The 13,130-nt window shown below is 70.5% G+C and carries 10 protein-coding genes and 1 riboswitch; of the genes, 6 read left to right on the top strand and 4 right to left on the bottom strand.

All coding sequences use genetic code 11. The annotated features are described in order from the left end of the window. Positions 1–169: 169 nt before the first annotated feature. The 4 genes from AB0M28_RS37385 to AB0M28_RS37370 form a co-directional block, all read right to left on the bottom strand. Positions 170–1,675 (bottom strand): glycoside hydrolase family 3 N-terminal domain-containing protein, encoded by a 1,506-nt coding sequence (locus tag AB0M28_RS37385; RefSeq protein ID WP_365414762.1) that lies wholly within the window; start codon positions 1,673–1,675, stop codon positions 170–172. A gap of 9 nt (positions 1,676–1,684) precedes the next feature. Beyond that, entirely contained in the window at positions 1,685–2,548 is an 864-nt protein-coding gene (locus AB0M28_RS37380; protein ID WP_365414761.1) for a carbohydrate ABC transporter permease, read from the bottom strand. Further along, complete coding sequence (locus AB0M28_RS37375) at positions 2,545–3,540, bottom strand: sugar ABC transporter permease (protein ID WP_365414759.1); 996 nt, start codon at positions 3,538–3,540, stop codon at positions 2,545–2,547. The genes AB0M28_RS37380 and AB0M28_RS37375 overlap by 4 nt, the downstream gene beginning before the upstream one ends. A 96-nt stretch (positions 3,541–3,636) precedes the next feature. Then, the gene (locus AB0M28_RS37370; protein WP_365414757.1) at positions 3,637–4,932 is read right to left on the bottom strand and encodes an extracellular solute-binding protein; all 1,296 of its coding nucleotides are present in this window, start codon (positions 4,930–4,932) and stop codon (positions 3,637–3,639) included. Between the two features lie 367 nt (positions 4,933–5,299). Here AB0M28_RS37370 and AB0M28_RS37365 point away from each other — a divergent pair, with 367 nt between their 5' ends. The 6 genes from AB0M28_RS37365 (at position 5,300) to AB0M28_RS37340 (ending at position 13,059) form a co-directional block, all read left to right on the top strand. Then, entirely contained in the window at positions 5,300–6,136 is an 837-nt protein-coding gene (locus AB0M28_RS37365; protein WP_365414755.1) for a GntR family transcriptional regulator, read from the top strand. Between the two features lie 147 nt (positions 6,137–6,283). Then, positions 6,284–8,506 (top strand): carbon starvation CstA family protein, encoded by a 2,223-nt coding sequence (locus AB0M28_RS37360; protein ID WP_365414754.1) that lies wholly within the window; start codon positions 6,284–6,286, stop codon positions 8,504–8,506. Continuing rightward, positions 8,503–8,697: a YbdD/YjiX family protein gene (locus tag AB0M28_RS37355; protein ID WP_365414752.1), complete on the top strand. Its 195-nt coding sequence runs from the start codon at positions 8,503–8,505 to the stop codon at positions 8,695–8,697. Before AB0M28_RS37360 ends, AB0M28_RS37355 begins: the two co-directional genes overlap by 4 nt. A gap of 108 nt (positions 8,698–8,805) precedes the next feature. After that, on the top strand, positions 8,806–9,312 hold the full coding sequence (locus tag AB0M28_RS37350) for a GNAT family N-acetyltransferase (protein WP_365414750.1): 507 nt from the start codon (positions 8,806–8,808) through the stop codon (positions 9,310–9,312). Positions 9,313–9,409: 97 nt separating this feature from the next. Beyond that, positions 9,410–9,548: riboswitch (cobalamin riboswitch) on the top strand. A gap of 131 nt (positions 9,549–9,679) precedes the next feature. Continuing rightward, positions 9,680–12,034 carry a ribonucleoside-diphosphate reductase subunit alpha gene (locus tag AB0M28_RS37345; RefSeq protein ID WP_365414748.1) on the top strand — a complete coding sequence of 785 codons (2,355 nt, stop codon included), beginning with the start codon at positions 9,680–9,682 and terminating at the stop codon, positions 12,032–12,034. After that, positions 12,034–13,059: a ribonucleotide-diphosphate reductase subunit beta gene (locus AB0M28_RS37340; RefSeq protein WP_365414746.1), complete on the top strand. Its 1,026-nt coding sequence runs from the start codon at positions 12,034–12,036 to the stop codon at positions 13,057–13,059. The genes AB0M28_RS37345 and AB0M28_RS37340 overlap by 1 nt, the downstream gene beginning before the upstream one ends. The last annotated feature ends 71 nt before the right edge of the window (positions 13,060–13,130 follow it).

The raw sequence follows: 13,130 nt of genomic DNA, 5'->3' as shown, positions 1-13,130 counted from the left end.
GGTGACCAGGCAACACCGCAACGGGTGGCGTGCGGGTGGGGGCAATCCCGCGCCGAAGGCGCGGGCGGCGCCGGCACCGGACGCGATCCGCCGCCCCGCAAAGCCGACGCCAGGCCGGGCGCAGCCCGACGCACCGGACGCAACCCCGCGCCCGCACGGGCGCGAGGCGTCAGGCGACGCCCGCGATGTACTCCGCCGCCGCCTGACCGCACACCCGCGAAGCCCCGTGCGTGGCGATGTGCGGCGCGCCCGACGGCGGGGCCTGGGGGACGCCCATCTCCACCACCACCGCGTCCGGCCGCTCCGCGAGGAGCGACGACAGCGCCGACGCCATCCACGCGTGGCGGTGCACGTCGCGCACCACGGCCACGAGCGGGCGTCCGGCCGCCGCCGCGGCCACCTCGCCCGCCGGGGTGTCCGGCCCGGCGTACGCCGTCGTCGTACCCGGCAGCAGCCGCGCCAGCTCGGGGCCGAGCCCCCACGGCGTCTCGTCACCGGCCGCCATGTTGGCCACCGGCGTGAAGGACAGGACGTACGGCGCGGCAGTCAGCGGTACGAAGGACCCCCCGCCCGTCACCCGCAGCGCCCGCCGCGCCGCGACGAGACCGACGGACGGGTTCGGCGACGCGGCCCCCTCCACCGCGCCGCCGCCCGCGGAAGCCCACGCGGCGAGCGCCCGTACCCGCCCCGCGGCCTCCGCGAGCCGCTCCTCGCCGAGCTCTCCGGAACGCACCGCCGCCACGATGGCGTCCCGGAGAGAGTCCACCAGCGCGTCGTCGGCGTGGAAGCCGAGGCACAGCGCGTCGGCACCGGCCGCCAGCGCCATGACGGCCCCGCGCGCCATGCCGTACGTCGAGGCGATCGCCTGCATCTCGAGGGCGTCGGTGGAGATCACGCCGTCGAAGCCCAGGCCGCCCTCGGCGGCGGGCGCGCGCAGCAGCCCGGTCATGACCCGGCGCGACAGCGTCGCCGGCAGCGCCGGGTCGAGCGCCGTGAGCACGATGTGCGCGCTCATCACGACCTTCGTCCCGGCCTCGATCGCCGCCCGGAAGGGCACGAGTTCGCGCTCCAGCAGCACCGGCAGCGGCGCGTCGATGTGCGGCAGCGCGTGGTGCGAGTCGGTCGCGGTGTCACCGTGCCCGGGGAAGTGCTTCGTACAGGCGACGACCCCGGCCTCGTGCAGGCCGGCGATGTACGCCGCGGTGTGCCGGGCGACGAGCCCGGGGTCGGCGCCGAAGGAGCGGACGCCGATGACCGGGTTGTCCGGGTTGGAGTTGACGTCCGCGGACGGCGCCCAGTTCATGTTGACGCCGCACTCGGCGAGCCGGCGGCCCAGCTCGCGGGCCACCGACCGGGTGAGGGCCGCGTCGTCGACGGCGCCGAGGGCGAGGTTGCCGGGGAAGGAGGAGCCGGTGCGGACCTCGAGGCGGGTGACGTCGCCGCCCTCCTCGTCCATCGCGACGAGGACGTCGGGCCGTACCGCCCGCAGCCGGGCGGTGAGCGCCGCGACCTGCTCGGGGTCCCGCACGTTGCGGCCGAAGAGCCCGACGCCGGTCAGGCCCTCGTCGAGCCGGCGCAGCACCCAGTCGGGCGGCGTGAGGCCCCCGAAGCCGGGCTGGAGGACGGCGAGCGCGTCCCGGGTCAGGGTCTCGGTGCCCTGGATCAGGGTCGACATACTGGTGGATCAGCCCTTCACTGCGCCGGCGGTGAGCCCCGCGGCCATCTTCTTCTGGACGGAGAGGAAGAGCACGACGATCGGCACCGCCATCATGGTCGAACCGGCCATCATGGGCGCGAACTCGGTGCCGCGCTGGGTGGAGAAGTTGCCGAGCCAGACCGTCGCCGTCTGGTGCTCCTGGCTCATCAGCATCAGCGCGTACAGCCATTCGTTCCACGCCTGGATGAACCCGTACACGGAGGTCGCGACGATACCAGGGGCCAGCAGCGGGAAGACGACCCGCAGGAAGGCGCCGGTGCGGGAGCAGCCGTCGACCATCGCGGCCTCTTCGAGCTCCTTGGGGATGTTCACGATGAAGCCCCGGAGCATCCAGATCGTGAACGGCAGGACGAAGGTCAGATACGTCACGATCAGGCCGGTGAGCCTGTCGTACTGGCCGAGGTCGTTCAGCAGCAGGAAGACCGGGATGATCATCGCGACCAGCGGGATCATCTGCACGGTCAGGATCCCGATGATGACCGCCTTGCGGCCGTGGAAGGCGAACCGGGAGATGGCCAGCGCCGCCAGCAGGCCCACCACGGTCGCGATGGCCACGGTGACCAGCGAGACCGTGAGGCTGCGGCCGACGGGGCCCCAGAAGTCCGCGATGTCCAGGGCGCGGCGGAAGTTGTCCAGCGTCACCGGCCAGGGGAAGAAGTGCGGATCGGGGTCGATCGCGTCCTTCGCCGGCTTGAACGCGGTGTTCAGCATCCAGTAGACGGGGAACGCCGAGCAGGCCAGGACCACCAGGCCCAGCAGGTTGTAGCCGAGCTTCCCGCCGCGCCGCCGGGCGGTGCGGCGGGGCCGGGTGCCCGCGGTCGTCGTACTCACTCGACCTCTCCGATCTTCAGCATCTGGCGCATGTACACGGCGACCACCCCGAGCAGCAGCAGCACGGTGATCAGGGCGATGGCGGAGCCGCCCCCGTAGTCGTTGACCACGAAGGCCTCCTGGTAGGAGTAGGTGGTCAGCAGCTGGAACTCCGCCTCCGGATGGCCGCCGCGCATCAGCCACACCTGCGGGAAGACGCCGAGGTCCCAGATCGCGGAGAGCGTCGTCAGCATGACGATGATGGGCTTGAGGATCGGCATGGTGACGTGGCGGAAGACGCCGAGCGCGCCGGCGCCGTCGAGGCGGGCGGCCTCCTGCAGTTCCTGCGGCACCTGGGTCAGGCCGGCGCTGAGCGTGATGGCGACGAACGGTATCGCGCCCCACACCACCAGCAGCATGATCACGGCGAGGCCCTGGGTGCCGCTGGCGAACCAGTTGTGGCCGTCGTAGTCCATCCCGGGCAGCCGGCTGAGCACCCAGTTCAGTACGCCGTAGTCGGTGTCGAACATCCACCGGAACACGGTGACGGCGACGATGATCGGCATACCCCAACTGGCCACCAGGGCGATGTTGATGAGGATCTTCAGCCAGCCGGAGACCTGCTGCAGCAGCAGGGCGATGAGCATGCCGAGCACCAGGGTGAGGACCACGGCCCCGACGGCGAAGACGACCGTGCGCAGCACCACTTCCCAGAAGGTGCCGTCGCCGAGCACGTCGGTGAAGTTGTCGAAGCCGACCCAGACGGCCTCTCTGGTCCCCCACAGCTGCGCCTGGCCGAACTCCTGGAAGGCCAGGGTCACCAGCCGGACCAGCGGATAGCCGAGCACCAGGGCGAGCACCCCGATGGTCGGCGCGAGCAGCGCCCAGGGGGCGAGCCCGGATCTGCGGGGCGGTCGGGCGGCGCTGCGCCGCGTCCTGGCGTCCGGCGGGCCGGCCACGGGTGCCTGCCCGCCCAGCGGCACCTTGGGCGTGGTGGTCTCTGCGGCACTCATCGGTGCTCCTCGGGCTGCTGAGCTGTTTCGCTGGTGTTCGGGACGCCCGGAAGGGCCCGCCGCCGTCGGGGCGGGCCCTTCCGGTCAACGGAAGGGTCAGGCGGTGTTGATGACCTTGTTGATCTCGTCGTCCGCCCACTTCGCGGCGTCCTCGACCGACTTCTTGCCGGTGCAGATGTCCTGGAGCATGGTCTCCAGCACGTTCTGCTTCTCCAGGGTCAGCCAGCCCGGGGCGGTGGGGATGAACCAGCTCTTCTCCGCCGCGGTCGCCGGGACCTTGGTCGCGTCCTGCTCCTTCAGCGGGGCCAGGTCGGTGGTGTTGTTCGGCAGGTTGCCCTTGCCGATCAGACCCTGCTGGCCGTCCTTGCCGGTGAAGGCGTTGATCCACTCGGACGCCGCCTGCGGGGCGTCGGACTTGGCCGGCACGGCGAGGTCCGAGCCGCCGAGGAAGACGGGCAGCGGGCTGCCGTTCGGGCCGGGCATCACGAAGGACTCGAGGTTGTCCTTCAGCTTGCCGCCCGTCTTGTCGACCTTCGGGTCGGCGGCGGCGCCGCCCTCCCAGGCCGCACCGAAGAGCATGGCCGACTTGCCCTGGCCGTAGACGATGTAGCGGTCGGCCTCGTCCTTGGTCAGGTCGCCGTGCATGTACTTGCCGACGACGTCCTTGAACTCGGTCAGGCCCTTGATCGCCTCAGGGGTGGAGAGGGTGCCCTTCCACTGGTCGCCGTCCTTCTTGGCGATGGCGCCGCCGTTGTCGTAGACGTACGACATGGCCGCGTACCAGTCGCGGGTGGGCTGGTACCAGGCGTTGAACTTGGCGCCGTTCTTCTCCTGGATCTTGTCCAGTGCCCCGGTGAGCTCGTCGTACGTGGTCGGCGCGGCGGTGACGCCGGCCTCCTTCGCCACGTCCTTGCGCCAGGTGGCGACGCGCGAACCGGCGTAGTAGGGAACGCCGTACAGCTTGCCGTCGTAGGTCGCCGACTCCTTCAGACCGCCCAGCCAGGCGGCGGAGTTGTCGAACTTCGCGGCGTCGAGCTCGGCGAACGCGCCCTTGATCATGTAGGGCAGCATCTCCGTGTTGCCCATCTCGACCACGTCAGGGGTCTTGTCGGTCGCCAGCACCGCGTCCAGCTTGGCGTTCTTGTCGTTCCACGGGTAGTACTCGTGCTTGATCTTGATGCCCGGGTACTTGGCGGTGATCGCGTCGTCGGCCTTCTTGACCAGCTCGGGCCAGTTGTTCTGGGCGTCGACGGTCAGCCAGACGGTCAGCTCCTTCGGGGCCTTCTCCGCCTTGGCCTTGTCGCTGCCGTCGCCGCCGTCGTCCGAACCACAGGCGGCCAGACCGATCACCAGGCCCGCGGCACCGATCGCCGCGATGATCTTGCGCTTCACGCCATCCTCCTCGGATGCCAGTCCCTCCCCCACCCGACGCAAAATCCAGGCTTCCGGGCACTGCCCGTGGGGCTGAGTTGTGGTCTTTAATGGTTTAGACCAGCCAGGGAATACTTGGTCCAGACCAATGAGTTGACCGCAGCTTGGCCTAGACCATTGGGGGTGTCAAGGGTCTCGTCGACCCTCGTCACCTGTCGTTACCGGACCGACATGCGGGGTACCACCCCGCACGGAGCGGACGGTCCGGCGGCGACGCCGGTGGCCGGGCCGGGACAACCGCCCGACCTGTGACCATCCCGTCACCGGTGACCCCGTCCCTGGAGGGCCAGGCCGTGCCAGGATGTGACCCGCAGTCAACGGAGGAGCTATGAGGACGAACGCCGGTACGGCACGGGCGGGTACCGCGGGACCCCGATCGGGGGCGGCGGGCCAGAGCGCCCGGAGCGCGTCAGCGGCCGAGGAGACGGAGAGCGCGGCCGGCGCGCCGCGCACCGCACGCGTGCCCAAGTACTACCGGCTGAAGCGGCATCTGCTGGAGATGACGGAGACGCTGCCGCCCGGCACCCCCGTACCGCCGGAGCGCACCCTGGCCGCGGAGTTCGACACCTCCCGCACCACCGTGCGCCAGGCGCTGCAGGAGCTGGTCGTGGAGGGCCGGCTGGAGCGGATCCAGGGCAAGGGCACGTTCGTCGCGAAGCCCAAGGTCTCGCAGGCCCTGCAACTGACCTCGTACACCGAGGACATGCGCGCCCAGGGCCTGGAGCCCACCTCCCAGCTGCTGGACATCGGCTACGTCACCGCCGACGACCGGCTGGCCGAGCTGCTGGACATCACCACCGGCGGCCGGGTGCTGCGGATCGAGCGGCTGCGGCTCGCGAGCGGCGAGCCGATGGCCATCGAGACGACGCATTTGTCGGCAAAGCGCTTTCCCGCCCTGCGCCGCAGCCTGGTGAAGTACTCCTCCCTGTACACCGCCCTGGCCGAGGTCTACGACGTCCATCTGGCCGAGGCCGAGGAGACCATCGAGACCTCCCTGGCCACCCCGCGCGAGGCCGGTCTGCTGGGTACGGACGTGGGCCTGCCGATGCTGATGCTGTCCCGGCACTCCCGGGACGACTCGGGTGAGCCCGTGGAGTGGGTGCGGTCGGTGTACCGGGGCGACCGGTACAAGTTCGTCGCCAGGCTGCAGCGGCCCAACGGCTGACCTGCGCATCCAGGCTCCGGGCCCGTCGTCGCACAGGCTGTCGTAACCGTTTAGCGATACGACGACCTAGTGACGCGGGCCACAGCCCTGCTCTAGATTTCCTGCGCATTAACACGCAGACAGATCAGCGCAGGGGACGGAGCCGATATGTCGACAACCACCGCACCACCTGAAACCGGAGCGCGGCGTCAGCCGCCTTCTCCGCAATCCATAGCGATCTGGGCACTTGTCGCCATTGTCGGCGCCATCGGCTGGACCGTACTCGCCCTCTCCCGCGGTGAGGAGGTGTCCGCCGCCTGGATGGTCGCCGCCGCGCTCGGTTCGTACGCGATCGCCTACCGGTTCTACTCGAAGTTCATCACCTACAAGGTGCTGAAGGCCGACAAGACCCGGGCGACCCCCGCCGAGCTGCTGGACAACGGCGTCGACTACCACCCGACGGACCGCCGGGTGCTGCTCGGGCACCACTTCGCGGCCATCTCCGGCGCCGGTCCGCTGGTCGGCCCGGTGCTCGCCGCGCAGATGGGCTATCTGCCGGGCACCATCTGGATCGTCGCCGGCGTGATCTTCGCCGGTGCCGTGCAGGACATGGTGGTGCTGTTCTTCTCCACCCGCCGGGGCGGCCGTTCGCTCGGCCAGATGGCCCGTGAGGAGATCGGCCCGGTCGGCGGCGTCGCGGCGCTGTGCGCCGTGTTCGCCATCATGATCATCCTGCTGGCCGTGCTCGCCCTCGTGCTGATCAACGCCCTCGCCGGGTCGCCGTGGGGCACCTTCTCCATCGGCATGACGATCCCGATCGCCCTGCTGATGGGCTTCTATCTGCGGGTCATCCGCCCGGGCCGGGTCGCCGAGGTCTCCCTCATCGGCGTCGGCCTGCTGCTGCTCGCCCTCGTCGGCGGCAAGTACGTGGCGGACTCCTCGCTGGCGGACACCTTCACGCTGAGCAAGGAGTCGCTGGTCATCTGGCTGCTGGTGTACTCCTTCATCGCCTCGGTGCTCCCGGTGTGGATGCTGCTGGCGCCGCGCGACTACCTGTCGACGTTCATGAAGATGGGCACCATCGTGCTCCTCTTCATCGGCGTCCTGGTCGCCGCCCCGGCGCTGCAGATGGACGCGGTCACGGACTTCGCCACGGCCGGCACCGGGCCGGTCTTCGCGGGCTCGCTCTTCCCGTTCGTCTTCATCACCATCGCCTGCGGCGCCATCTCCGGCTTCCACTCGCTCATCTCCTCGGGCACCACCCCGAAGATGGTGGAGAAGGAGACCCAGATCCGGATGATCGGGTACGGCTCCATGCTGATGGAGTCCTCGGTCGCGATCATGGCGATGATCGCCGCCTGTGTGCTCGACCCCGGCCTGTACTTCGCGATGAACTCCGCTCCCGGCGTCATCGGCACGACGGTCGACTCGGCCTCCCAGGCGATCAACGGCCTCGGCTACTCGATCACCCCGGACCAGCTGGCGGCGGCCGCCAAGGCCGTCGAGGAGCCCTCGCTGCTGTCCCGCACCGGCGGCGCGCCGACCTTCGCGGTCGGCGTCTCCGAGGTCTTCTCCCAGGTGACCGGGAACGGCCTCAAGGCGTTCTGGTACCACTTCGCGATCATGTTCGAGGCGCTGTTCATCCTCACCGCGATCGACGCGGGCACCCGGGTGGGCCGCTTCATGCTCCAGGACACCCTGGGCAACATCTACAAGCCGCTGAAGCAGGTCAGCTGGTGGCCCGGGCTGCTGCTCACCAGCGCCATCACCACCGGTCTGTGGGGCTACTTCCTGTGGACCGGCGTGAAGGACCCGCTGGGCGGCATCAACCAGCTGTTCCCGCTGTTCGGCATCTCCAACCAGCTGCTCGGCGCGGTGGCGCTGACGGTGTGCACCACGCTGCTCATCAAGTCGGGCCGGCTCAAGTGGGCCTGGGTGACGGGCGTCCCGATGGTGTGGGTCGCCGTCGTCACCCTCACCGCCAGCTGGCAGAAGGTGTTCTCGGACGACCCGCGGGTCGGCTTCTTCCAGCAGCGGGACAACGCCCAGGCCGCCATCGACGCGGGCAAGGTCGTGCCGCCGGCCACGTCGAAGGCCGACATGGAGACCATCGTCACCAACACCACGGTGCAGGGCGTCCTCTCCGCGGTCTTCGCGATCCTCGTCGTCATCGTGATCGCCGACGCGGCCCGGGTCTGCATCAAGGCGCTGCGCAACCCCGACACGGTGGTCAACCACGAGGAACCGTACGTAGAGTCGAAGTACGTCGCCCCCGCCCAGCTCTTCGCCACCAAGGAGGAGAAGGCGGAACTGGCCGCGGCCGGCCTCGGCTCGGGCGGCGGAAGGATTCCGGGCCAGCGCGTCGGCGCCGAGGAGGGAGCGACGTCATGACACTCGTGGTGGCGGGCCGCAGGATCTGGCGGTATCTGCAGGAGCTGACGGACGAGACGGCGTACGAGCGGTACGTCGAGCACGCCCGCAAGCACGACCCGCAGGCCGAGGTCATGACCCGCCGCGACTTCGAACGCTGCCGTATGGACGCCCGCGAGGGGGACCCCCGCCAGGGGTTCCGCTGCTGCTGACAGCTCACGTGCCTGAGGCCGCCACCGGGAAGCCGGTGGCGGCCTCACGCACGTCCGCCCCCCGGACGGCTCGAACGCCTGTCGGACCCGCCGGGCACACTGAGCCGCATGGACTTCACGATCAGACCCGCACGCCCCGAGGAGCTCGACGCCGTCGGCGAGCTGACCGCCCGCGCCTACCTGGACGGCGGCCTGCTGTCGGGCGGCGCCGACGATCCGTACCTGCCGCAGCTGCGCGACGCCCGCGCCCGGGCCGGGCACGCGCTGGTCCTGGTGGCCGTGGAGCCCGGGGACGACGCCCTGCTGGGCGCCGTGGCGTACGTGGGCGACGCCGGGGAGTACGCGGACATCGCGCGCCCCGGGGAGGCCGAGTTCCGCATGCTCGTCGTCGACGAGGCGGCGCGGGGGCGGGGCGTCGGGGAGGCGCTGGTGCGCCGGTGCGTGGAGCTGGCCCGGGAGCAGGGACACGGCCGGCTCGTGCTGTCCACGCAGCACCTCATGCGCGCCGCGCACCGGCTGTACGGGCGTCTGGGCTTCGTCCGCGCCCCGGAGCGCGACTGGCATCCGCGCCCGGAGTCGGGGCTGCTGCTGTGGGCGTACGAGCTGGAGCTGTAAGGCCCGGAAAGGCGCGTGCACGCCATCCCCCGGGCGCCGCAAGGGATCTGACGGCTCGCCAGCGCGACACAACATCTGGGGGTGTCCACCGCGAGGCACCCCAACATGTATGCTCGTTCTCGCTGTCGCCGCAGGGGAATCCGGTGGGAATCCGGAACTGTCCCGCAACGGTGTGCGGTTTCCGGCATGCCCGGAAGCCGCGAGTCCGAGGACCTGCCGATGGTACGCCCCTGAACGGGGCGTCGTTCATTCGTCCGGGTCTCGCGGGTTGGGCCTCAAGGACGCCTCGGGGTGCCCACGCGCGCCTGCGACGCGCCCTGAAGCCTCCCCCTCGCGGCCCCCAGCCGAGCGAGGGAGTGCACTCACCTTGACCATCGCACCGCCTGCCGCGGAGCCCGTCTCAGCTTCGCTGCTCCGGACCCTGACCGAGCTCACCGCCGACCTGACCGCCACCGAGCCCGGCAAGGTCGTCGCCGCCGCGCTGCGGGGCCGCCATCCCGGCTCCGACGAGGCCGGGCTGCGCGCCCTGGCCACGGAGGCCGCGGCCGGACTGATCGGCGAGGAGCCGCAGTACTCCCGGCTCGCCGCCCGGCTGCTCACCCTCGCGATCCGCGAGGAGGCGGCCGGCCAGGGGGCGACCTCGTTCTCCTCCTCGATCGCCGTGGGCCACCGCGAGGGCCTGGTCGCCGACGCCACCGCCGACTTCGTCCGGCTGCACGCCGAGCGCCTCGACGCGCTGGCCGAGCAGGCCGTCGCCGAGGGCCGCGACGACCGCTTCGGCTACTTCGGACTGCGCACGGTCCACACCCGGTACCTGCTGCGCCATCCGGTGAACCGGCAGGTCGTCGAGACCCCGCAGCACTTCTTCCTGCGCATCGCGAGCGGGCTCGCGGCCGACGCCACCACCGCCGCGGTGGACGAGGTCGCCGAGCTGTTCCGCCTGATGAGCACCCTGTCGTACCTCCCCTCCTCGCCCACGCTCTTCAACTCCGGCACCCGCCACCCGCAGATGTCGTCCTGCTATCTGCTGGACTCCCCGCAGGACAACCTGGACTCGATCTACGAGCGCTACCACCAGGTGGCCCGGCTGTCGAAGCACTCCGGCGGCATCGGCATCCCGTTCACCCGGGTCCGCTCGCGCGGTTCGCTGATCCGCGGCACCAACGGCCACTCCAACGGCATCGTCCCGTTCCTGCGCACCCTCGACTCCTCGGTCGCCGCGGTGAACCAGGGCGGCAAGCGCAAGGGCGCCGCCTGCGTCTATCTGGAGCCCTGGCACGCGGACGTGGAGGAGTTCCTGGAGCTGCGCGACAACACCGGCGAGGAGGCGCGCCGCACCCACAACCTGAACCTGGCGCACTGGATCCCGGACGAGTTCATGCGCCGGGTCGAGGCGGACGGTCAGTGGTCGCTCTTCTCCCCCGGGGAGGTGCCGGAGCTGGTCGATCTCTACGGGGGTGAGTTCGACGAGGCGTACCGGCGGGCCGAGGCCGAGGGCCGGTACGTCAAGCAGGTGCCGGCACGCCAGCTCTACGGGCGGATGATGCGGACCCTGGCGCAGACCGGCAACGGCTGGATGACGTTCAAGGACGCCGCCAACCGCACCTCGAACCAGACGGCCGAGCCGGGCCGCGTCATCCACTCCTCCAACCTCTGCACGGAGATCCTGGAGGTCTCGGACGACGGCGAGACCGCCGTGTGCAACCTGGGCTCGGTCAACCTGTCCGAGCATGTCGGACCCCACGGCGCCATCGACTGGGAGCGGCTGGACGAGACCGTCCGTACGGCCGTGGTCTTCCTGGACCGGGTGGTGGACATCAACTTCTACCCGACCCGCCAGGCCGCCGCCTCCAACCGGCGCTGGCGCCCGGTGGGCCTCGGGCTGATGGGCCTGCAGGACGTGTTCTTCAAGCTCCGCCTGCCCTTCGACTCCGCCGGGGCGAAGGCCCTGTCCACCCGGATCTCCGAGCGCGTCATGCTCGCCGCGTACACCGCCTCCGCGGACCTCGCCGAGACGCACGGGGCCCACCCGTCGTACGCCGAGACACGCGCCGCCCGCGGCGTGCTGCACCCGGACCACTTCCCGGACGCGGCGGTGACCTGGCCGGAGAAGTGGACGGCGCTGCGCGAGCGCGTCGCCGCCACGGGCCTGCGCAACTCTCTGCTGCTGGCCATCGCCCCCACCGCCACCATCGCCTCCATCGCCGGCGTCTACGAGTGCATCGAGCCGCAGGTCTCCAACCTCTTCAAGCGCGAGACCCTGAGCGGCGAGTTCCTCCAGGTGAACGGCTACCTCGTGGAGGACCTGAAGCAGCTCGGCGTGTGGGACGCCCAGACCCGCGAGGCGCTGCGCGAGCACAGCGGCTCCGTACAGGACCTGCCGTGGATCCCCGCGGAGCTGCGCGCGCTCTACCGCACCGCGTGGGAGCTGCCGCAGCGTGCCCTCATCGATATGGCGGCCGCCCGTACGCCGTATCTCGACCAGGCCCAGTCGCTGAACCTCTTCATGGCCTCGCCGACCATCGGCAAGCTCAGCTCGATGTACGCGTACGCCTGGAAGTCCGGCCTGAAGACGACGTACTACCTGCGCTCGCGCCCGGCGACGCGGATCGCCCAGTCCGCGCGGGCGGCCGCTTCGGTGCCCGTCCCGGTCCAGCAGGCGGACCCCGAAGCCGTCGCCTGCTCCCTTGAGAACCCCGAGTCCTGCGAGGCCTGCCAGTAATGACGACCCCTGTCGTAACAGCGACCAAGAACCTGCTCGACCCGGGCTTCGAGCTCACGCTGCGCCCCATGCGCTACCCGGACTTCTACGAGCGCTACCGGGACGCGATCAAGAACACCTGGACGGTCGAGGAGGTCGACCTCCACTCGGACGTGGCGGACCTGGCCAAGCTCTCCCCCGGCGAGCAGCACCTGATCGGCCGGCTGGTGGCGTTCTTCGCCACCGGCGACTCGATCGTGGCGAACAACCTGGTCCTCACGCTCTACAAGCACATCAACTCCCCCGAGGCGCGGCTGTATCTGAGCCGCCAGCTCTTCGAGGAGGCCGTGCACGTCCAGTTCTATCTGACCCTGCTGGACACCTACCTGCCCGACCCGGACGAGCGGGCGGCGGCCTTCGCGGCCGTCGAGAACATCCCGTCCATCCGCGAGAAGGCGCAGTTCTGCTTCAAGTGGATGGACTCCGTCGAGGACATCGACCGGCTGGAGACCCGGGAGGACCGCCGCCGCTTCCTGCTCAACCTCATCTGCTTCGCCGCCTGTATCGAGGGCCTGTTCTTCTACGGCGCCTTCGCCTACGTCTACTGGCTGCGCAGCCGCGGTCTGCTGCACGGCCTGGCCACCGGCACCAACTGGGTGTTCCGCGACGAGTCCTGCCACATGGACTTCGCCTTCCACGTCGTGGACACCGTCCGCGCCGAGGAGCCGGACCTCTTCGACGAGGAGCTGGGCGCCCAGGTCACCGCGATGCTGCGGGAGGCCGTGGAGGCCGAGCTGCAGTTCGCCCGCGATCTGTGCGGGGAGGGTCTGCCGGGCATGAACACCGAGTCGATGCGCGAGTACCTGCAGTGCGTGGCCGACCAGCGGCTGGCGCGCCTCGGGCTGGCCCCGGTGTTCGGCTCGGAGAACCCGTTCTCCTTCATGGAGCTGCAGAACGTCCAGGAGCTGACGAACTTCTTCGAGCGCCGGGCCTCGGCCTACCAGGTCGCCGTCGAGGGCTCGGTGGCCTTCGACGACGACTTCTGACGGACCCGGCTCACGAGGAGCGGATGGCCCGGGCCCCTTGGCCTCCTCCGCCGTCGGGTCGCCGACGTGCA

Source organism: Streptomyces sp. NPDC051940, assembly GCF_040680895.1.
GTDB lineage: Bacteria > Actinomycetota > Actinomycetes > Streptomycetales > Streptomycetaceae > Streptomyces.
The sequence above is the reverse complement of the archived record's forward strand: the minus strand, read 5'-3'. Positions and strand labels throughout refer to the sequence as shown.